We start from the raw sequence: 20,135 nt of genomic DNA on the forward strand, positions 1-20,135 counted from the left end.
ACGTCAACGACCCCACTTCTGTGACCGCCGAGAGGATGCCTGATGAGCACCGCCGAGCACGTCCAGCAGGAGGTCGAGCGCTATCTCGCGGAAGCCGAAGTCGAGTGGGAGCCCGGGGCCCGCGACGGCGAGTATGTCGTGACCCTTCCGGGCGAGCGCAAGCTCAAGACCGTCTGCTCGTTGCTCATCGGCGAAAAGGCAATAGTTACAACGGCTTTCGTCATACGTCACGCGGACGAGAACGAAGCCGAATTCTTCCGGTTCCTGCTGCGCCGCAATCTGCGTAGGCCCGGTGTCGGGTACGCCGTCGACGAGCACGGGGACGTGTATGTCGTGACTCGCGCAGCCCTGCGTGCCGTTGACGGCGAGTATCTCGACACGCTGTTCGGCACGATTCTCGAAGCCGCCGACGGTGCCTTCAACGAGCTGCTGGTGATCGGCTTCCGCAGCTCGATGCAGAAAGAATGGAACTGGCGGATCAGCCGCGGCGAGTCGACCCGCAATCTCGAGGCATTCCGCCACCTGTTGGATGCCGACTCCGCGTCGGCCGATGCGAAATAGGATTACTGACATGACCAGAACCCTCGTGCTGTTGCGCCACGGCGAGTCCGAATGGAACGCCAAGAACCTCTTCACCGGCTGGGTCGACGTGCCGCTCAGCGCCAAGGGCCAGGCAGAGGCGGTGCACGGCGGCGAACTCATCAAGCAGGCCGGGGTGCTGCCGAACGTCGTGCACACCAGCTTGCTGCGTCGTGCGATCACGACCGCGGGCCTGGCTCTCGACGCGGCCGACCGACACTGGATTCCCGTTCGCCGCAGCTGGCGGCTGAACGAGCGCCACTACGGAGCGCTGCAGGGCAAGGACAAGAAGGCCACCCTCGAGCAGTTCGGCGAAGAGCAGTTCATGACCTGGCGTCGCTCGTACGACGTTCCGCCGCCGCCGATCGAGACGGGCAGCGAGTTCAGCCAGGACGGCGACCCGCGCTATGCAGACCTCGGTCCTGAGATGCCGGCGACCGAGTGCCTCAAGGACGTCATCGCCCGCTTCCTGCCTTACTGGGAGGACTCGATCAAGCCCGATCTTGCGGCAGGCAAGACCGTGCTGGTCGCCGCACACGGCAACTCGCTGCGTGCGCTGGTCAAGCACCTCGACGGCATCGGCGACGACGAGATCGTCGGCCTCAACATCCCGACCGGCCAGCCGCTGGTCTACCAGCTCGACGACGACTTCGCACCCACCGTCAAGGGCGGGGAGTACCTCGACCGGGAGGCCGCCCTCGCTGCCGCCGAGGCGGTCGCCAACCAGGGGCGCTGACAGCCCGGGGCCGCGCCGGCGGCATACCCGGACCTCACGCACAGGAAACGCCGGGCCTGCTCAGTCGAGCAGGCCCGGCGTTCATGCGTATGTGAATGGTGGCGCGATCAGCGCTCCAGGCCCTCGTCCTCGGTGCCGTACCGCCCGGTGACCAGGTAGACGATCCGGTTGGCGACGGCCACGGCGTGGTCGCCGAAGCGCTCGTAGTAGCGGCCGATGAGGGTCGTGTCGACGGCGGCCTCCATGCCGTGCGACCAGTCCTGGCCCAGCAGGGCGGCGAAGACCTTGCGGTGCAGCTCGTCCATCTCGTCGTCGACGCGGCCGATCTCGATGGCACTGTGGACGTCCTTGTCGGCGATCGCAGCGCCGGTCATCTGCACCAGGCGCCCGGCGACCTGCGCCATCTCGACAATGGTCTGCCGCAACGGTTCGGGCACCGCGCTCTCCGGGTAACGCATCCGCGCAACCTTGGCGATGTGCCGCGCGAGGTCGCCCATGCGCTCGATGTCGCTGTTCATGTGCATCGCGGTGACCACCATGCGCAGGTCCGTCGCAACCGGCTGCTGCCGGGCCAGCAGATCCACCGCGCGGTCGTCGATCTGCCGGCGCAGCGCATCGATGTCGTCATCCGAGGCGATGACGCTCTCGGCGTCGGCCAGTCGCGCTTCGAGCAGTGCGGTCGTCGCCCGGGACATGGCGGTGCCGACCATCGTGGTCATCTCGACCAGGTCGTCGGAGATCTTGTCCAGATCCTCGTGGAAAGCATCACGCATGTGTTTCGGTCCCTCTTGTGGTGGCTGACGGCGACCTGCCGCACAGCGGTGGAGCACGCACATCACACGGTGCGTCGCTCGACAGTCGCAGTATGTCGTAAACGTTTTGCGGCGCCGAGGTGAACAACAGGCGATCCAGGGCGATACAGCGTTCTGCTGGCCGAAGTCGCTCTCAGCGGGCCGTAGATTGGTCGTCGTGTTGCTCGCTTCGATCGCCCTCATCGTGGGTCTGGCGGTCGGTGGCGTGGGTGCCTTCCTCGTTCGGTGGGGTCGCCCCGCGCCGACCGACCTGACAGGTGTGACGCCTGACAGCACCGCGGCACGCTCCCCCCTGACGCCAGGCGTGGTCGAGGTGCTCGACGTGCTGCGATCGGTGACGGTGGTCGTCGATGCATCGGACAAGGTGGTGCGTCACAGCGCCAGCGCGCAGGCCCTCGGGCTGGTGCGCGACAGCGAGTTGGCGCACGCGCAACTGCTGTCGCTGGTGCGTCAGGTGCGTCGTGACGACGACGTGCGCGAGGTCGAGCTGGATGTCGCGCGCGGACCTCTCGGTCAGGGCCGGTTGACGATCGGTGTGCGGGTTGCCGCACTCAGCGGACAGCACGTGCTCTTGCTCATCGACGACCGCACGCACTCCCGTCGCGTCGAGGAGACCCGCCGTGATTTCGTCGTCAACGTCTCGCACGAACTCAAGACGCCGGTCAGCGGTCTGACTCTGCTTGCCGAGGCGATGGACGACGCCCGCGACGACCCGGAGGCCGTGCATCGCTTCGCCGGCCGGATGCGCACCGAAACCTCGCGCCTGGCCCGGCTGGTGCAGGAGATCGTCGAGTTGTCGCGCCTGCAGGTCGCCGACACCCTCGACGAACCGGTGCTGGTCGACGTGCGCGCCTGCGTCAAAGATGCCGTCGACCACCTCAAGGTCGTCGCCGACGGCAAACGCATCGACCTCACCACAGCGCTTGGCGACCTGGCCGTGCCGGCCCAGGTGTATGGCGACAGCAACCTCATCACCACGGCGATCCGCAACCTGGCCGAGAACGCCGTGGCCTACTCGGACCCCGGCACCCGCGTCGGCATCACTGTGCTGCCGGATGAAGACCTGGTCACGATCGTGGTCAAGGACCAGGGCCGCGGCATCCCGGCAGCGGATCTGGAGCGTGTATTCGAGCGGTTCTACCGGGTCGATGCGGCGCGCTCGCGCAGCACCGGTGGCACCGGCCTCGGACTGGCGATCGTCAAACATGTGTGTGCCAATCACGGTGGCGAGGTCAGCGTGTGGTCCGAGGAAGGACAAGGCTCGACGTTCACGATCCGGTTGCCGGCCGCACGCCCCGCCATACATCAGCTTGCCCACCCGCAGGACACATCCGACGAATCCAGGAAGGTCACCAGTTCATGACCCGCATCCTCGTGGTCGAGGACGAAGAATCCATCTCCGACCCGCTCAGTTACCTGCTCGGCAAAGAGGGGTATGACGTCGCTCTGGCCGAGACCGGCCCCGACGCACTGCTGGAGTTCGACCGGGGCGGGGCCGACCTGGTGCTGCTCGATCTGATGCTCCCGGGCATGTCCGGGGTGGACGTGTGCCGAGTGCTGCGGCAGAAATCGAACGTGCCGGTGATCATGCTGACCGCCAAGGACAGCGAGGTCGACAAGGTCGTCGGTCTCGAACTCGGCGCCGACGACTACATCACCAAGCCGTACAGCTCGCGCGAACTGCTGGCCCGCATCAAGGCGGTGCTGCGCCGCGGTCTCGACCAGGACGAGCTCATGCCGGCGACACTGCAGGGCGGCCCGGTGCGGATGGACGTCGAACGGCACACGGTCGTCGTCGACGGGGCGGTCACGGCCTTGCCACTCAAGGAGTTCGAGCTGTTGGAGCTGCTGCTGCGCAACACCGGGCGCGTGCTCACCCGGGGCCAGCTGATCGACCGGGTGTGGGGCAGCGACTACGTCGGGGACACCAAGACGCTGGATGTGCACGTCAAGCGACTGCGCGCCAAGATCGAACCCGAGCCGGCCAACCCGCGGTACATCGTCACCGTGCGCGGTCTGGGTTACAAGTTCGAGGTGTCCTGAGCGCGTTCCGTGGTGTGAGCCGCTCTCGTCGGCTCTCCGCCCTTCCGGGGAGCATCCGCCCTTCGGATGGCGCCCGCTTGCCGCGTGGATCCAGTCCTGGTGACGGTGCCACGTGCCTTATCGGCTCGGGAGCCAATGCCCACTTGCCTCATCGAACCCAGTCCTGGTGACGGCGCCACTTGCTTTATCGGCTCGGGAGCCAATGCCCACTTGCCTCATCGAACCCATACCTGGTGACGGTGCCCGCTCCCGGATCATGCGAACGGCAGGGGCAGTCAGTCATGCCGGGCCTGGCGACCAGAAGCCCCGTTCAGGGCTCACCAAAAAAGTGACGGGGGTAGTCGAGTCGGTGGCGCGGCAAATCGTCATCATGCGTCACAACCGAGTGGTCGAGATGTCGAAAATTTCCGCCACGAAGCTCGCTACCGGGAAGTAAGCGACATCTGGGCCAACTCTCTGTGATCAAAGTGCTGCAAGTGATGCGTGCGAACCGACGAGGGTTGGTGCGACCGGGCAGGCGAGCGAGGGTGTGCGACCGGGCAGGCGAGCGAAGGGGCGCGACCGGGCAGGCGAGCGAGGGTGCGCGGCCGGGCAGGCGAGCGAGCGAGCGGGGCACGACCGGGCAGAGCGTGCGCTCGTCTAACGGACGACGGGAGGGCGATGCCCGATTCCCCGTGATCAGGCGGGTGGTTCGGAGACCGCCGAGGTCGATGGCGGGGTGTATGTCGGGTGGCTCGGGCTGGCACTGCCGTAGGGCGGCTGGTCGAGCAGTACCGGCACCTGCACGGTGTTCTGGCCGCCGTCGGCGGTCTGGAAGGTCACTGCCATGAAGCTACCTGGGATGGCGGTGACGTTGGCGACCTCGACCGGGCTGACCGTCTGCGTGCTGTCGCCGCTGGTCTGACCGTCGAGGCGGACGGCTGTTGAACCGGGGATCGTCACGGTCTCGGCCGAGCCGCCGCTGGGGGTGACCGTCAACTGCACAGCAGAGGTGCTGTTGTTGGTCGCCATGCCGATCATGGAGCCGCTGGCGCCCTTCGCGCTGCTGACGATCGCGACATCCTGGAGTTGGACAGAGCCGATCGTCGCGCTCGTGCCGTCTGCGGCGTCATAGCTGACGGTGGTCTGCGCGGGGGACAGATACATGCACCCGCTCAGCACGCTTGCCGTGCCGACGAGGGTGAGCGCACCCATGGCGGGGCGGGCCAGCTTTGCGGCGGTGCGGGGCAGTCGAGGCGTCACGCGCGCCAGCCTAGCGGTCCCGCGCCGGGATAGGTCACCGGGCGGCCCTCGTCGCTCCGCGTCGGCCCGTGATGCATGTTGGTCGAGTGCTTGTCAAGAGCTTCCACCCCATCGGGTGGACGGTCGGAGAGGCCTCTGACCTGCACAAACGTTTATGTGACCTGGATAACTCGTGATATCCTGAGAGTCGCGAAAGGGGCAAACACCACATGGTTTTCAAGGTCGGCGAGACAGTCGTTTACCCGCATCACGGCGCGGCTCTCATCGAAGAAATCAAAGTCCGCAAGATCAAGGGCGAGGACAAGCAGTATCTGGTCCTCAAGGTTGCCCAGGGTGATCTGACCATCGAAGTCCCGGCAGAGAACTGTGACCTGGTCGGGGTCCGCGATGTCGTCGGCAAGGAGGGCCTCGACCGTGTGTTCGAGGTGCTGCGCGCCGACCACACCGAGGAGCCGACCAACTGGTCCCGCCGGTACAAAGCCAATCTCGAGAAGCTCGCCTCTGGTGACGTCATCAAGGTCGCCGAGGTCGTGCGCGACCTCTGGCGCCGCGACCAGGACCGCGGCCTGTCCGCCGGTGAGAAGCGCATGCTGGCCAAGGCCCGCCAGATCCTGGTGTCCGAGCTCGCGCTGGCCGAGCACACCAACGAGGACAAGGCGGAGGCCACGCTCGACGAGGTGCTCGCCTCCTGAGCGTCAAGTCTGACGACAACGCCCACGACGATCTCGTCGTGGGCGTTGTCGTCGTGGCAGCCGGACTCGGCACCCGCCTCGGGGCCGGTATGCCGAAAGCCCTCGTCGCGCTGCGTGGCCGCACACTCGTCGAGCACGCCGTCACCGCCGCCCGTGACGTCGCCGATCACCTGGTGGTGGTGGCGCCTGCGACGCACGTCACGCGCTTCGAGGAACTGCTGCCTGCTGTCACCGTCGTCGCCGGGGGCGCCGAACGCACCGACTCGGTGGCCGCCGGGCTCGCCGCGGTACCGGCCGCTGCGCAGGTCGTGCTCGTGCACGATGCCGCCCGCGCGCTCGCCCCCGTCGCGCTCTTTCGCCGGGTGATCGCCGCGGTCGCGGGCGGCGCCGACGCCGTTGTGCCCGGGCTGCCTGTCACCGACACCATCAAGGCCGTCGACAGCGACCGTGTCGTGACGGCGACGCCGGACCGGGCGACGCTGCGCGCCATACAGACCCCGCAGGGATTCCGGCGCGCGGCGCTCGAGGCGGCGCACTCGGGTGGCCACCTCGCCACCGATGACGCCGCACTGGTCGAACGCGCTGGCGGTCGGGTTGTCGTGGTCGACGGTGATCCCTCGGCGATCAAGATCACCGTCCAAGCGGACCTCACGACGGCCGAACGCCTGTTGGACACTCCGCAGCCGTCGCCGAGCCTCGTCGTGCTCGGGGGACTGCCGGGCAGCGGCAAAACCACCGTGGCGCAGGCACTGTGCGCAGCACGTGGATTCGCGCATGTGCGAGTGGACACGCTGCATCAGGCGCTCGCCGACGCGGGCACGCTCGACGCGGCCGAGATCGCGCCATACGCGGGCTGTATGGCGATCGCCCGTGACCTGCTCGCCGGTGGCTGCTCGGTGGTCGCGGATTCGGTGAATCCGGTGGTCGAGTCGCGCGACGGCTGGCGACAGGTGGCAACTGCCACCGGGGCGCGGCTGCTCGAGGTCGAGGTGGTCTGCTCCGATCGCGATGTGCACCGACGGCGGGCAACCACTCGTGTGACGGATGTCCCCGGGCTCACCAAACCCACCTGGGACCAGATCCAGGCTCGGCACTACCAGCCCTGGCGCGCCGATCTCGTGCTCGACACCAGCACCGCCGAGGTCGCCGACCTCGTCGACGTGATCCGAAGGGAACTGCAGTGACCGCTGTGCCACGTGTCGGAATCGGCACCGACGTCCACGCGTATGCCGACGACGACCGACCGCTCCACCTTGCCGGTCTGGAGTGGCCGGGTGAGCGCGGCATCGAGGGTCATTCCGACGGGGACGTCGCCTCCCACGCGATCTGTGACGCGCTCTTCTCCGCCGCCGGCCTTGGCGACCTCGGCCAGCATTTCGGCACCGGGCGGCCGGAGCTCGCGGGTGCCCGCGGGCCGAAGCTTCTTTCTGAAGCTCGAAAAATATTGGCGGACAACGGTTTTGAGATCGGCAACGTCGCGGTGCAGATCATCGGGAATCGTCCCAAGGTCGGCGCGAGGCGCGAGGAGGCGCAGCGGGTGTTGTCCGCGGCCCTCGGCGGTGCGCCGGTGGCCGTGTCAGCGACCACGGCCGACGGGCTCGGGCTGACCGGCCGTGGCGAAGGCGTCGCCGCCATCGCCACGGCGATCGTCACAGCGCTCGAGGATCCGTCGACACGGTGAAATCCGGGTCGAGGCCGACGATGTCGGCCGGCCCGCTCGCCGACACTGTCAGCGGTGATGCCTCGATCAGCCGGACGCACCTCTGCCGGTGATCACCCCTGCGTCGTAGGGTCGGTTGGGCAAGTCGCGTCCGACCGACCGTAGGGAGTACACGTATGCCGTCCACAGTCAAAGGTGTCATCGCCCGTGCGAAGGGCGAGCCGGTCGAGGTCGTCGACATCGTGGTGCCCGACCCGGGCCCCGGGGAGGCTGTCGTCGCGATCGAGGCGTGCGGGGTCTGCCACACCGACCTGCACTACCGCGAGGGCGGCATCAACGACGAATTCCCCTTCCTGCTCGGTCACGAAGCCGCCGGCACGGTCGAGGCGGTCGGCGACGGAGTGACCGACGTGGCGCCGGGCGACTTCGTGATTCTGAACTGGCGGGCGGTGTGCGGCCAGTGCCGCGCGTGCAGCAAGGGCAAGCCGTGGTACTGCTTCAGCACCCACAACGCCCGGCAGAAGATGACACTGACCGACGGCACCGAGCTCAGCCCGGCCCTCGGCATCGGTGCGTTCGCCGAAAAGACGCTTGTCGCGGCCGGTCAGTGCACCAAGGTCGACCGCGACGCATCTGCCGTTGCAGCCGGATTGCTCGGCTGCGGTGTCATGGCGGGCTTCGGTGCGGCGGTCAACACAGGTGGTGTCACGCGCGGTGACAGCGTGGCGGTGATCGGCTGCGGCGGCGTCGGTGACGCGGCCGTCGCGGGCGCCGCGATCGCCGGGGCGACGACGATCATCGCGGTCGATGTCGATGACCGGAAGCTGGCGAAGGCCAAGCATTTCGGAGCGACTCACACCGTCAACTCCCGCGACGAAGACGCCGTCGAACGCATCCGCGAGCTCACCGGCGGCAACGGCGCCGACGTCGTGATCGACGCCGTCGGGCGTCCTGAAACGTACGAACAGGCCTTCTTTGCAAGGGATCTCGCCGGAACGGTCGTCCTTGTCGGTGTGCCGACACCGGAGCTGAAGGTCGAGTTGCCGCTGATCGAGATCTTCGGCCGGGGCGGCGCGCTCAAGTCCAGCTGGTATGGCGACTGCCTGCCCTCGCGCGACTTCCCGATGCTCATCGACCTCTACCGTCAGGGGCGCTTCGACCTCGACGCCTTTGTCAGTGAGCGCATCGCCCTCGACCAGGTCGAGGCGGCTTTCGACAAGATGCACGAGGGCACCGTGTTGCGCTCGGTGGTCGAGCTGTGAGTGGGCTCCGCGTCGAAAAGGTCGTCACCTCAGGCACGTTCAGCATCGACGGTGGCACCTGGGAGGTCGAGAACAACGTCTGGATCGTCGGTGACGACAGCCAGTGCGATGTCATCGACGCGGCCCACGACGCGGAGGCGATCCTCGCTGCGGTGGGCGACCGCACGCTCACCCACGTGCTGTGCACGCACGGGCACGACGACCACATCGACGCGGTGGCCGACATACGTGCCGCTCGACCGGACGTGCAGGTGCTGATCAACGACGCGGACCGGATGCTGTGGGATCGAGTGGTCGGGACTCCGCCCGAGGGCGGCCTTGACGACGGCCAGGTCATCCCCGTCGCCGGGTCCGAGCTGCGGGTGCTGCACACACCCGGGCATTCGCCGGGCGCGTGCTGCCTGCTGCTGGCCGACGAGGGCGTGGTCTTCAGCGGAGACACCCTGTTCCAGGGCGGTCCGGGCGCGACCGGTCGGTCCTTCAGCGACTTCCCCACGATCGTCGACTCGATCCGGCAGAGGTTGCTGACGTTGCCGCCCGAGACCGTCGTCCACACCGGCCACGGCGACGACACCACCATCGGGGCCGAGGCACCCCACGTGCAGGAGTGGCTCGACCGCGGCCACTGATCGCGACCGTTGACTGCGGCACGCCGCTCGACCCGGGCGCGACCGCCGTCGTGTGGGGCGGCCGCCGCGATCGTCGGTGAACTCGGCCACCGCACAGGGCCGATAAACTTCACCGGTGACCTTGCAGATCCATGACACCGCCACCGGCACGCAGCGCCCGTTCGAGCCGCTGCACGAAGGTCGCGTCGGCATCTACATCTGCGGTCTCACCACCCAGGGAGCACCGCACATCGGACACGTCCGTTTCGCGGTGGCCTTCGACATACTGCGCCGCTGGCTGACGATCGGCCATGGGTATGACGTGACATTGATCCGCAATGTCACCGACGTCGACGACAAGATTCTGGCCAAGTCGGCGGCGGCTGGTGCCGACTGGATCGCCTGGTCGTATGCCTTCGAGCGCGAGACCAACGACGCGCTCGACCTGCTGGGTGTGCAGCGCCCGACGTACGAGCCGCGCGCGACCGGTCACATCACCGACATGGTGCAACTGATCGAGATCCTCATCGACAAGGGCCACGCGTATGCCGCAACCGACGGCAGCGGCGATGTCTACTTCGACGTGCGCTCCTGGCCGACGTATGGGGAGCTCACCCGGCAGAGCGTCGACGACATGGAGTCCGCGACCGACGCCGACCCGCGCGGCAAGCGCGACCCGCGCGACTTCGCGCTCTGGAAGGGTCGCAAGGCCGACGAGCCCGCGTCGGCGAACTGGCCGACCCCATGGGGTGAAGGGCGCCCCGGCTGGCACCTCGAGTGCTCTGCCATGGCACGACGCTGGCTGGGGGACCGCTTCGACATACACGGCGGGGGCATCGATCTGCGGTTCCCGCATCACGAGAATGAGCAAGCCCAATCACGAGCTGCCGGAATGGGTTTCGCGCAGTATTGGATGCACAACGGCTGGGTCACCATGGGTGGCGAAAAGATGAGCAAGTCGCTCGGCAACACCCTCAACGTGCTCGAGCTGACGCGCACGGTGCGTCCGTTGGTGCTGCGCTACTACCTGGGTGCGGTCCACTACCGCTCGACGATCGAATACCACCCGGCCGCGCTGTCCGAGGCCGCTGCGGCGCTGGAGCGGATCGAGAGCTTCCTTGCGCGTGCACTGCCCGACGGCGTGCCGGCCGACGGTGGCAGCATCCCGGAGGCCTTCGCGGCGGCGATGGATGACGACATCAACGTCTCCGGTGCGCTCGCGGTCGTCTTCGACACGGTCCGGCAGGGCAACAGCGCGCTGGACGACGGTGATCCCGGCGCTGCGCAGCAGGCTGCTCGCAGCGTCGTCGCGATGACCGAGGTGCTTGGGGTGAACCCACTTGACCCACAATGGAATTCGGCGGTTGATTCGGCATCGGAGGATGCTTTGTCGGTGCTGGTGGACGCGCTCATCGAGCAACGCAGGGTTGCGCGTGCGGCGCGCGACTTCGCCACTGCCGACCAGATCAGAGCCCAGCTGACCGCAGCGGGCATCACCGTCGAGGATTCCCTCGATGGTGCCCGCTGGTCGGTGACGGGCAGACCCGTCGCCGTTCAAGACGACGAAAAGGCCTGACATGCCTGGTAATTCAAGCCGACGCGGAGCGATCCGCAAGGGTAATTCTCGCAAGGGAGCAACCGTCGGCAGCGGCGGTCAGCGCCGCCGCGGACTCGAGGGCAAGGGGCCTACACCCAAGGCTGCCGAACGCCCGAATCACAAGGCATTCAAGGCTGCTCGTCGCACGGAGGCCTCCGCTTCGGGGCGTCAGCGACCGGCCGGCGGCACGTCCGGCGGGCGGTCGGCCAAGGCGTCGACCGAGGTCATCGCCGGTCGCAACTCGGTCGTCGAGGCACTGCGCGCCGGGATTCCCGCCACCGCGCTGTATGTCGCGGGTCGCATCGACTCCGACGATCGCGTGAAGGAAGCCCTCAAGATCGCTGCTGACCGGGTGATTCCGATCATGGAGGCACAGCGCCCCGAGCTGGACAGGCTGACCGACGGCGCGACCCATCAGGGTCTGGCGCTGCAGGTGCCACCGTACGACTATGCACATCCGGACGACCTGATGAATCCCGAGGCCCCGGGCGCTCCGCTGGTGGTGGCACTCGACGGGATCACCGACCCTCGCAACCTCGGCGCGATCGTGCGATCGGTCGCGGCCTTCGGCGGACACGGGGTGATCGTGCCCGAGCGACGCTCGGCGGGCATGACCGCGGCCGCCTGGAAGACCTCGGCCGGTGCGGCAGCCCGGGTGCCGGTGGCGCTCGCGGGCAATCTGACCCGCACGCTGGTCGACTTCCGCAAGGCGGGTTTCTTCGTGATCGGTCTCGACATGGATGGTGACGTCGAGCTGCCGGGCCTCGAACTCGCTGACCAGCCGCTGGTGATCGTGGTCGGCTCGGAGGGCAAGGGCCTGTCACGGCTGGTCGGCGAGACGTGCGACCAGATCGTGTCGGTGCCGATGAGCTCGACGGTGGAGTCGCTGAACGCCGGCATCGCGGCATCCGTGACGCTCTACGAAGTCGCCCGACAGCGCTCCGGCCGCTGAATCTGGTTTATCCGCAACCACATACGAGAGGGCTGTGTGCCGACCATCTGGCCGGCATACAGCCCTCTCGCTTGTTCAGTTGTGGTGATGAGTTGTGGTCACTGGTTGTCGATGACGATCGTGCCCATGATCTTGTCGGCGAAGGTCTGGCGCTTGCTGTCCCACAGCGGCCACAGGTAACCGATGAGACACAGGATGCTGTCGACGATGTGCGCGATCTGGCGAACGAAGTTCATCCCGATGGACTGCGGCTGCCCGGTCTGCTCACTGACCACGCGGATGTGCATCGTCGACTTGCCAACACTCTGGCCGGTCTTGCCCTGCCTGATGATGATGTTCCAGATCGCGACGGCTGCAATGTAAAGAAGACCGATCAGGATGAGGATGACGCCGCCGGAATTGAAGGTGCCAGTGGTCATCGTGTTGCCGTAGGCATCCGTGGTGGTGTGCATTCCGCTCTCACCGACGGCGAAACCGATGGCGTACACGATCCAGCCGGGGATGAACAGCAAGCCGTCGACGATAGAGGCGAGAACCCGCTTACCCCACGAGGCATAGGACCCGCCTTGCCCGCCGTACTGCTGACCCACCTGCGGATAGCCGCTCTGCTGGCCACCCTGCTGCGGGTATGACGGCTGCTGGCCGTAGCCCTGGCCACCCTGTTGCGGGTACGACGGCTGTTGGCCGTAGCCCTGGCCACCCTGTTGCGGGTACGACGGCTGTTGGCCGTAGCCCTGGCCACCCTGCTGTGGGTAACCGCCGCCCTGCTGACCATAACCCTGGCCACCCTGCTGTCCGTAGCCTTGCCCGTCCTGGCCTGGGTAACCCGAGGGGTTACCGTTGCCGGACTGGTCTCCGTAGTTCGACATTGTGTGTCCAATCCCCTTTGTCAGGCCACTGTGGTGTGGTCGCTGCTGGAACAGTAGTAGAGCGGTGCTGTCGAAGCTATGCCCTCAACTGCTGCGCATTGTCCAGGCTGTGACGGAATCGCAGCCGCTCCGGTTCCCACTCACGTGGCCGCGGCAGGAGTCGCGGTCCGAGGCGGACTGAGCACGGCCGGCGGCCATGCTGCGATCGTGATCGACAGGGGTCAGCGGTGGGCTCGCACCGGTATGGCGTCGGTGTCGACGCCGACGACCGCGCTGTCGTCGGGCTTGCCGGGCAACACAGTGGCAACGTAGTCACGCATGGCGTCCTCGATGCTGAAGTCGCGGTGCGCCTTCTCCGACATGTACCACCGGTGCTCGAGCACCTCGTGGAACAACTCCGCCGGCTCCATCTTGCGACGCATCTCCGGCGGCGCACTGCGTGTGATCGGCTCGTAGATCTGCATCAGCCAGTCGTGTGCGACGAGCTCCTCGTCGTCGTTCTGCCGGTCGTTGGCCGCTCGATAGGAGTCGAGGTCGTTGAGCAGACGACGCGCCTGATTGTCTTCGACATCCAGTCCGGTCAGCCGCAGCAGACGCCGCGAATGATGGCCAGCATCAACGACTTTCGGCTGGATCTGGATCGTCGTGCCGTCGAAGTCGGTGGTGATGTCGAGCTCGCCGACATCGAAGCCGAGAGAGTTGAGCACTCGGATGCGCTCGTCGACGCGCCACCGCTCGTCGGCATCGAAGCGTTCGACCGCGGTCAACTCCTGCCACAGCACGCGGTAGCGATCCATGATCCGCTCCGCCACGGCGACTGCGTCGACCTCGTCATTGAGCAGTCCGCCGGCCTGCAGGTCCATGAGCTCGCCGGCGATGTTGACCAGCGCGATCTCGAGGTCGTGCTCGCGCTGCCCGTCGGACAAGGTGTTGTGCAACTCACCGGTCTCGGCGTCCACCAGGTATGCCGCGAATTCGCCTGCGCTTCGCTTGAACAAGGTGTTGGACAGTGACACATCGCCCCAGAAGAACCCGGTCAGGTGCAGGCGGACCAGCAGGACAGCGAGCGCGTCGATGAGGCGCTGCGCTGTGTCCGGCCGCAGCGTCTGGCTCAGCATCGCGCGATAGGGCAACGAGAACTGCAGGTGCCGGGTCAGCAGGCAGCCGTCGAGCGGTTCGCCGTCGCGGGTCAACCGGCCGGCGATGACACCGATCGGCTCGACGGCGGGCTGATCGAGGCGCCGCAGGTTGCGCAGCATGTTGTACTCACGCCGCGCGATGTCGTCCTTGATCTCTTTGACGGCGACGACGCGCCCCTCGACTCGCACGAACCGCACGACGTGGCGCGAGATGCCTCGTGGCAGGGCCGCGAGAATGTCCTCGGGCCATTCCTCGAGTGGCAGTCGCCACGGCAGGTCGAGCAGAGCGGGCCAGGGGCGCGCCGCCAGAATGTCGAGTGCCACCCGTCAATGGTGGCACGGACCTCACTCCTCGATGCGTTCCCCGCTGGCCACGTCGAACAGGTGCAGGTGGGCGGCATCGCCCTTGGGTGCGAAGTGCACGGTCGTGCCCTTCTCGGGCACGTTTCGGCCGTCGACGCGGGTCACGATCTGCTGGTCCTTTTCCTCGCCGACCGAGGTGCGGCCATAGACATAGGCGTCGGCGCCGAGTTCTTCGACGACGTCGACCTCCACCGGGATGCCGCCCTCTGTCGTCGGGACCAGATCCTCCGGTCGGATGCCGACAGTGATCTTCTGGCCGACCTGTGCGGCGGCGCCACGCTGGATCGGGTGCACCAGGGTGCCCAGCTTGATACCGCCGTCGACGACCGGCACCTGCATGAGGTTCATCGCGGGCGAGCCGATGAAGCCCGCCACGAAGACATTGTTGGGGTGGTCGTACATCCGTCGCGGGGTGTCACACTGCTGAAGGATGCCGTCTTTGAGCACCGCAACCCGGTCACCCATTGTCATTGCCTCGACCTGGTCGTGGGTGACGTAGACCGTCGTGACGCCGAGTCGCCGCTGCAGAGAAGCGATCTGGGTGCGCGTCTGCACGCGCAGTTTTGCGTCGAGATTCGACAGCGGCTCGTCCATCAGGAAGACCTGGGGTGAGCGCACGATCGCCCGGCCCATCGCGACGCGCTGCCGCTGACCACCGGACAGCGCCTTCGGCTTGCGGTCCAGGTAGGGCTCGAGGTCGAGGATCTTGGCGGCTTCGAGAACGCGAGAACGGATTTCGTCTTTGGCGACACCGGCGATCTTGAGTGCGAAGCCCATGTTGTCGGCGACGCTCATGTGGGGGTACAGCGCGTAGTTCTGGAAGACCATGGCCACATCGCGGTCCTTGGGGGACAGGTTGGTGACGTCGCGGTCACCGATCAGGATCCGGCCCTCGTTGACCTCCTCGAGGCCGGCCAGCATGCGCAACGCGGTGGATTTGCCCGATCCGGACGGCCCGACCAGCACGAGGAACTCGCCGTCCTCGATCGCGATATCGAGCTTGTCGACCGAAGCGGTGTCGGCCCCGGGGTAGACACGGGTTGCCTGGTCATAGGTGACAGTAGCCACGTCAATCTCCTTCACCGGCAGGAACGTGCCGGACGATCCGTTGTGAATGGATGACTGGATGTGATCCCAGCCACATACATTCTGCCGTATGACGGGCGGAGGTGGTGCCGATGGTCTCAGAAGCGTCGGCGCCTGATCGCGTCGAAGACCGCCACCACGTCGTCCGGTCCGTCGATCCGGTATGCCGCAAGGGTGTCGCCCGGGCCGACCTTGATCGTGAGGTGCCCGGCGTCGGCCGGCAGCACGGCGAAGGCCTTCTCGTCGGTGACGTCGTCGCCGAGATAGCACGTAGCTGTCGTCGCATGTAGCTGCGAAAGTGCTTGCAGGGCAGCGCCTTTGGTGACATCGAGCACTGATGCCTCGACTACTTGCTTGCCGGCCATCAGATGCACATCGGGAATGTCAACGGCCAAGGCGGCACGGCTCGCGGCCGTCGCCACGTGTTCGGGCACGCCGCGGGTGTGCAGCACCACCCCTGCGGGTTTGTGCTCCAGCCGGGTGCCCGGATGCCGGTCGACGACCTGCTCGAAGGCTGTGATCGCCCGGCTCAGGCGCTCGCGCGCCGCCTCGTCCACCTCCACGTCGATCGGCAGAGCGAGCTCTGGTTCGGCCCCGTGCGAGCCGATCAACGTGATCGCCTCCTGGGGCGCGACCCCACTCAGCTGCCGCAAGGTCGCCAGGTCACGTCCGGAGACAATCGTGACGAACACACCTGGCAATGCTGCGATGTCGCGCAACACTTCGATCGACCCGGGCACCGGGCGCGATGTCGACGGGTCATGCACGAGCGGTGCCAGCACGCCGTCGAAATCGGTGGCCACCAGAATCGAGGGCCGAGCGGCATACGTCCCGATCGCCCGATCAAGGTCCGGTGTCACTGCGCGGGCCGTTCGGGGGCTGCAGCCAGCGCGGCGAGGAAGAGTTCGGCCCACCGCTGCACGTCGTTGGTCATCACCTGCCGGCGCATCGTGCGCATCCGTCGCTCGCGATCGGCGATGGGGGACTCGATGGCCCGGATGATCGTGTCCTTCAGCCGTGCGATGTCGTGGGGATTGCACAGGTGAGCCTGCTCGAGTTCGAGCGCAGCGCCGGTGAATTCGCTGAGTACCATCGCGCCGTCGTCGCCGTGGCAGGCGACGTACTCCTTGGCCACGAGATTCATTCCGTCGCGCAGCGGCGTCACCAGCATCACGTCGGCCGCCACGAACATCGCGGCCATCTCCTCGCGGGGGAACGACCGGTGCAGATAGGTCACTGCCGTCGCGCCGATGGGGGAGTAGTCACCGTTGATCTGACCGACGGTGCGCTCGACCTCACCCCGGATCTGTTGGTATGCCGCAAGCCGCTCGCGGCTCGGTGTCGCGACCTGGATCAGTTTCACCGTGCGTGGGTCGAGGGCGCCTTCGGCATACAGCTCGCCCATCGCCTTGAGGCGGTGCCGGATGCCCTTGGTGTAGTCGAGCCGGTCGACGCCGAGCAGGAGGTGCTCCGGGTCACCGAGCTGGCGGCGGATCTCGGCGGCTCGTTCCTGCACCTGCGGGGTTGTGGCGAGTTCGGCCAATGCGCTCGTGTCGATCGAGATCGGCACCGCTGCGGCACGTGCGATGCGACCGTCCGGCAGGCGCACCTCGTCGCCTTCCACCGAGACGTCGAGCAACTGGCGGCAGGCGCGCAGGAAGTTGTCGGCGTCGGGCTTGCGCTGAAAGCCCAGGAAGTCTGCACCCAGCAGCCCGAGCAGCAGATCTTCCCGACGCGGCAGCTGCATAAACAACTCGACCGGCGGGAACGGGATGTGGTTGAACCAGCCGATGCGCACATCCGGTCGCAGCTCGCGCAGCATCGCGGGCATCTCCTGCAACTGGTAGTCCTGCACCCAGACGGTGCCGCCGGTTGCGGTGATCGTGGCCGCCGCTTCGGCGAATCTGCGGTTGACGGTCTCGTATGCCGCTCGCCAGCGCCGTTTGAAGGTCGCCGGCACGATGACGTCGTGGTAGAGCGGCCACAGCGAGCCGTTGCTGAAGCCCTCGTAGTAGTCGCCGACCTCCCGCTCGGTGAGCGGGACAGGATGTAAGTACATGTCGTCCTGGTGGAACGGCTCCGGCGCGTCGCCCGGGTTGCCGGACCAGCCGATCCAGGCGCCCTCCCGGCCGCGCATCACCGACTCCATCGCGGTGACCAGGCCGCCGGGGCTGCGCCGCCAGGTGACGCTGCCGTCGTCGTGTGTCTCACGGTCGACCGGCAGCCGGTTGGCGGCGATGACCAGATCGAAGGTGCGGTCCTCTGACACCGATGCACTCCCTTGTCGCGGCTGACCCCTGCCTGGTGCGGCGGGTGCGACGCTGCCGAACGGCTGCTTCGCCGCCTAGCCGGCAATGTCGCGCACGCGCGCGCCAACCAGACTTCTGACGCGCTGCACAAACACCACACTAGGTGCCGGCTCGGCGGGATGGTCCCCGCCCCGGTGGCCGGGGCCGGCGCTCGGCGTGCAATGGGGACCGCAGTGGCGCAGGAAGTTCCCGTCGCCCGAGCGTCATTGCACGGTGCCGTCAGGGACGTGTCTTACCGTGGGTGCATGACTGCCGATCGCCGCTCCGACCTGTCGGGGCGTGGTGCGATGACGGGTGGTCACCGACTGCCACCGGCACGATCGTCATACGTCTCTCAGCAGACTGCGGCGCTGCCTGTGGCGCACGAGATGCTCGGGTCCTACCGGCTGCTCGGCAAGCTCGGCGAGGGCGGCATGGGTGTCGTCTACAAGGGCATGGACCCTGCCGGTGAGATCGTCGCCGTCAAGGTCCTGCGCCCGCACATCGCCCACGACCCCAGCGCCCGCGAGCGGTTGCGCCGCGAGGTCAGCACGCTGGTGCGGGTGCGCTCGCCCTACGTCGCTGCCTTCCTGGATGCCGACGTCGATGGCGAACGTCCTTATATCGTCACCAGTTTCGTGCCTGGCGCCGCGCTCGACGACGTCGTCGAGGACGCCGGCCGCTTCGGCGCACCGCGCTTGGTTCGCCTGGGTCACGGCCTGGCCGAGGCGCTTTCGGCCATTCACGCCGCAGGCATCGTGCACCGTGACCTCAAGCCGGGCAACGTGCTGATGGTCGGCGACGACCCCGTACTCATCGACTTCGGCATCGCCCATGTCGCCGACGATGCCCGGCTCACCTCGACCGGCCTGGTGATGGGGACGCCCGGGTATCTCTCGCCGGAGATCGTCGAAGGTGAGGAGGTCACCCAGGCCACCGACTGGTGGGGATGGGCGGCCACGCTGGCGTATGCCGCGTCCGGCGAACCGCCGTTCGGTCGGGGGCCGATGCCGGTGATCCTCGACCGGGTCACCCGCGGGCAATCCGATCTGCGCGGCGTGGACGAGCGCATCCGGCCGCTGTTGCGGGCCGCCCTCACCCCGGACCCGGCCGCGCGTCCGACCGCGGCCGAGGTGCTGGCCGAACTCAAGGTGTATGCCGGAGGCGGTCACACCGGGCACATCCCGGTGCGGAGCAGCCGACCGGCGACCCAGGTCATCGGTGCCGCTCTGCCGTCGGCCCCGCCGGTCCACGCACAACCGTCTTCGGCCTATCCGACCGAGCAACTGGCCGTCGATCATGGCCGCAACACCGGCTACGGGCCGTCCGGCCGACCGAACCCGCTCGGCGATGACGACCGTCCCGTCCCCTCGATGCCTCCCGGTCGCTACGCCCCACCTGCGGATCCACGCATCGGTCAGCCGACACGCACGGGAACGCTGGGAGCGCTGCTGGCCGTCGCGGTGGGACTGTCCGCGTTGTGGCCGATCGTCGGTTGTATCGCGGTGATCGGCTGGGCCGTCATCGCCCGTTGGTGCGACAGGACTGTCACGTCGATGGTGGTGCGGCGTTTCCATCAGGGCCCGCGCAGGTCCGACACTTTTGTGGCGACAGTCGTGTCGCCCTGGCACGGTGTCGTGGCCTTCCTCGCGACGGTGCTCACCGTGCTCATCCCCGCTTTTGTCGGTGCGTGTGCCGCCGCGGCGGTCGCCTTGGCGGTGTCGATGTCCCGAGGTGGTCAGACGTCGATCGACCGGCCTGCACCCGTCGCCGCCGGGATGGTGATCGCCATCCTGGTGATGTGGTGGGGGCCCGGAGCGACCTCGTTGCGACGGGGTTCGCGCAGCGTGGTGCGCGGGGTGGTCCGTGGCCAGCCGCTCACGCAGATCATGGTCGGGGTGATGATCGCGATCGCCGCCCTGTGCGGGGTGTGGGCGCTGACACATCTCACGTCATCGGTCAACTGGTGGCCGATCGACATCCATTCCGGTATGTCGATCAACTCGTTCCTGCCCAGTCTTCCGGGCCGCTGACCGGCAGGTCGGTAGCGGACCGCGAAGGTCGCGGGGCCGCGAAGGTCGCGGGGCCGCGAAGGTCGCGCGGCGCGGGCGAGGCGCTGACCGAACCGGAACAACTGTTCACTCAGCGTGCGGCCTCTCGGCACACAGCGTCGCGTGGGGCGCGGCGTCTCGGCATACAGCGTCGCG

Annotated in this window: 19 protein-coding genes; 12 read left to right on the plus strand and 7 right to left on the minus strand. The window is 67.4% G+C overall.

All coding sequences use genetic code 11. From position 1 onward, the window contains the following. Nucleotides 1-42 precede the first annotated feature (42 nt). Both BKA23_RS01985 and BKA23_RS01990 read left to right on the plus strand, forming a co-directional pair. Entirely contained in the window at nucleotides 43-561 is a 519-nt protein-coding gene (locus BKA23_RS01985; protein WP_145225005.1) for a YbjN domain-containing protein, read from the plus strand. A gap of 10 nt (nucleotides 562-571) precedes the next feature. Continuing rightward, nucleotides 572-1,315, plus strand: a complete 744-nt coding sequence (locus tag BKA23_RS01990) for a phosphoglyceromutase (RefSeq protein WP_145225006.1) — start codon at nucleotides 572-574, stop codon at nucleotides 1,313-1,315. Nucleotides 1,316-1,422: 107 nt separating this feature from the next. Here BKA23_RS01990 and phoU read toward each other — a convergent pair whose 3' ends face one another. Continuing rightward, complete coding sequence (phoU, locus tag BKA23_RS01995) at nucleotides 1,423-2,088, minus strand: phosphate signaling complex protein PhoU (RefSeq protein ID WP_145225008.1); 666 nt, start codon at nucleotides 2,086-2,088, stop codon at nucleotides 1,423-1,425. A 196-nt stretch (nucleotides 2,089-2,284) separates the two neighbouring features. On the opposite strand from phoU, the gene BKA23_RS02000 reads away from it, so the two are divergent. Further along, nucleotides 2,285-3,490, plus strand: a complete 1,206-nt coding sequence (locus tag BKA23_RS02000) for a sensor histidine kinase (RefSeq protein WP_246104405.1) — start codon at nucleotides 2,285-2,287, stop codon at nucleotides 3,488-3,490. Continuing rightward, nucleotides 3,487-4,170, plus strand: a complete 684-nt coding sequence (locus BKA23_RS02005) for a response regulator transcription factor (RefSeq protein ID WP_145225012.1) — start codon at nucleotides 3,487-3,489, stop codon at nucleotides 4,168-4,170. Before BKA23_RS02000 ends, BKA23_RS02005 begins: the two co-directional genes overlap by 4 nt. Nucleotides 4,171-4,848: 678 nt before the next feature. On the opposite strand, the gene BKA23_RS02010 is transcribed toward BKA23_RS02005, so the two are convergent. After that, a complete protein-coding gene (locus tag BKA23_RS02010) occupies nucleotides 4,849-5,412 on the minus strand; it encodes a hypothetical protein (RefSeq protein WP_145225014.1) in 564 nt (187 codons plus the stop codon). 209 nt (nucleotides 5,413-5,621) lie between these two features. Between BKA23_RS02010 and BKA23_RS02015 the strand changes: the two genes are divergently transcribed. The 7 genes from BKA23_RS02015 (at nucleotide 5,622) to rlmB (ending at nucleotide 12,183) form a co-directional block, all read left to right on the plus strand. Beyond that, entirely contained in the window at nucleotides 5,622-6,104 is a 483-nt protein-coding gene (locus BKA23_RS02015; RefSeq protein WP_145225015.1) for a CarD family transcriptional regulator, read from the plus strand. A gap of 38 nt (nucleotides 6,105-6,142) precedes the next feature. Then, the gene (gene ispD, locus BKA23_RS17760; protein ID WP_211841569.1) at nucleotides 6,143-7,288 is read left to right on the plus strand and encodes a 2-C-methyl-D-erythritol 4-phosphate cytidylyltransferase; all 1,146 of its coding nucleotides are present in this window, start codon (nucleotides 6,143-6,145) and stop codon (nucleotides 7,286-7,288) included. Further along, a complete protein-coding gene (gene ispF, locus BKA23_RS02025; RefSeq protein ID WP_145225017.1) occupies nucleotides 7,285-7,785 on the plus strand; it encodes a 2-C-methyl-D-erythritol 2,4-cyclodiphosphate synthase in 501 nt (166 codons plus the stop codon). The genes ispD and ispF overlap by 4 nt, the downstream gene beginning before the upstream one ends. 155 nt (nucleotides 7,786-7,940) lie before the next feature. Continuing rightward, on the plus strand, nucleotides 7,941-9,026 hold the full coding sequence (locus BKA23_RS02030; protein ID WP_145225019.1) for an S-(hydroxymethyl)mycothiol dehydrogenase: 1,086 nt from the start codon (nucleotides 7,941-7,943) through the stop codon (nucleotides 9,024-9,026). Continuing rightward, a complete protein-coding gene (locus tag BKA23_RS02035; RefSeq protein WP_145225021.1) occupies nucleotides 9,023-9,655 on the plus strand; it encodes an MBL fold metallo-hydrolase in 633 nt (210 codons plus the stop codon). Before BKA23_RS02030 ends, BKA23_RS02035 begins: the two co-directional genes overlap by 4 nt. Nucleotides 9,656-9,770: 115 nt before the next feature. Continuing rightward, on the plus strand, nucleotides 9,771-11,210 hold the full coding sequence (gene cysS, locus BKA23_RS02040; RefSeq protein WP_145225023.1) for a cysteine--tRNA ligase: 1,440 nt from the start codon (nucleotides 9,771-9,773) through the stop codon (nucleotides 11,208-11,210). A gap of 1 nt (nucleotide 11,211) precedes the next feature. Next, a complete protein-coding gene (rlmB, locus tag BKA23_RS02045; protein ID WP_145225025.1) occupies nucleotides 11,212-12,183 on the plus strand; it encodes a 23S rRNA (guanosine(2251)-2'-O)-methyltransferase RlmB in 972 nt (323 codons plus the stop codon). A gap of 98 nt (nucleotides 12,184-12,281) precedes the next feature. Here the strand turns inward: rlmB and BKA23_RS02050 are convergent, their stop codons facing one another. The 5 genes from BKA23_RS02050 to BKA23_RS02070 all read right to left on the minus strand — a co-directional run bounded on the left by BKA23_RS02050 (nucleotide 12,282) and on the right by BKA23_RS02070 (nucleotide 17,909). Continuing rightward, entirely contained in the window at nucleotides 12,282-13,052 is a 771-nt protein-coding gene (locus tag BKA23_RS02050; RefSeq protein ID WP_145225027.1) for an RDD family protein, read from the minus strand. A gap of 221 nt (nucleotides 13,053-13,273) precedes the next feature. Then, nucleotides 13,274-14,515: a DUF4032 domain-containing protein gene (locus BKA23_RS02055; protein WP_145225029.1), complete on the minus strand. Its 1,242-nt coding sequence runs from the start codon at nucleotides 14,513-14,515 to the stop codon at nucleotides 13,274-13,276. Nucleotides 14,516-14,536: 21 nt separating this feature from the next. After that, entirely contained in the window at nucleotides 14,537-15,622 is a 1,086-nt protein-coding gene (locus BKA23_RS02060) for an ABC transporter ATP-binding protein (RefSeq protein WP_145225031.1), read from the minus strand. 116 nt (nucleotides 15,623-15,738) lie between these two features. Then, complete coding sequence (otsB, locus tag BKA23_RS02065) at nucleotides 15,739-16,500, minus strand: trehalose-phosphatase (protein ID WP_145225033.1); 762 nt, start codon at nucleotides 16,498-16,500, stop codon at nucleotides 15,739-15,741. Further along, the gene (locus tag BKA23_RS02070; protein ID WP_145225035.1) at nucleotides 16,497-17,909 is read right to left on the minus strand and encodes an alpha,alpha-trehalose-phosphate synthase (UDP-forming); all 1,413 of its coding nucleotides are present in this window, start codon (nucleotides 17,907-17,909) and stop codon (nucleotides 16,497-16,499) included. Before BKA23_RS02070 ends, otsB begins: the two co-directional genes overlap by 4 nt. Before the next feature lie 285 nt (nucleotides 17,910-18,194). On the opposite strand from BKA23_RS02070, the gene BKA23_RS02075 reads away from it, so the two are divergent. After that, nucleotides 18,195-19,961 carry a serine/threonine-protein kinase gene (locus tag BKA23_RS02075; RefSeq protein WP_170226330.1) on the plus strand — a complete coding sequence of 589 codons (1,767 nt, stop codon included), beginning with the start codon at nucleotides 18,195-18,197 and terminating at the stop codon, nucleotides 19,959-19,961. The last annotated feature ends 174 nt before the right edge of the window (nucleotides 19,962-20,135 follow it).

This window comes from Rudaeicoccus suwonensis, from assembly GCF_007829035.1.
Taxonomy (GTDB): domain Bacteria; phylum Actinomycetota; class Actinomycetes; order Actinomycetales; family Dermatophilaceae; genus Rudaeicoccus; species Rudaeicoccus suwonensis.

Bases quoted from the DNA above. Each gene is read 5' to 3' on its own strand.
- BKA23_RS01985 (WP_145225005.1), top strand. From the start codon at position 43: ATGAGCACCGCCGAGCACGTCCAGCAGGAGGTCGAGCGCTATCTCGCG.
- BKA23_RS01990 (WP_145225006.1), top strand. From the start codon at position 572: ATGACCAGAACCCTCGTGCTGTTGCGCCACGGCGAGTCCGAATGGAAC.
- phoU (WP_145225008.1), bottom strand. From the start codon at position 2,088: ATGCGTGATGCTTTCCACGAGGATCTGGACAAGATCTCCGACGACCTG.
- BKA23_RS02005 (WP_145225012.1), top strand. From the start codon at position 3,487: ATGACCCGCATCCTCGTGGTCGAGGACGAAGAATCCATCTCCGACCCG.
- BKA23_RS02015 (WP_145225015.1), top strand. From the start codon at position 5,622: ATGGTTTTCAAGGTCGGCGAGACAGTCGTTTACCCGCATCACGGCGCG.
- BKA23_RS02030 (WP_145225019.1), top strand. From the start codon at position 7,941: ATGCCGTCCACAGTCAAAGGTGTCATCGCCCGTGCGAAGGGCGAGCCG.
- rlmB (WP_145225025.1), top strand. From the start codon at position 11,212: ATGCCTGGTAATTCAAGCCGACGCGGAGCGATCCGCAAGGGTAATTCT.
- BKA23_RS02050 (WP_145225027.1), bottom strand. From the start codon at position 13,052: ATGTCGAACTACGGAGACCAGTCCGGCAACGGTAACCCCTCGGGTTAC.
- BKA23_RS02075 (WP_170226330.1), top strand. From the start codon at position 18,195: ATGACTGCCGATCGCCGCTCCGACCTGTCGGGGCGTGGTGCGATGACG.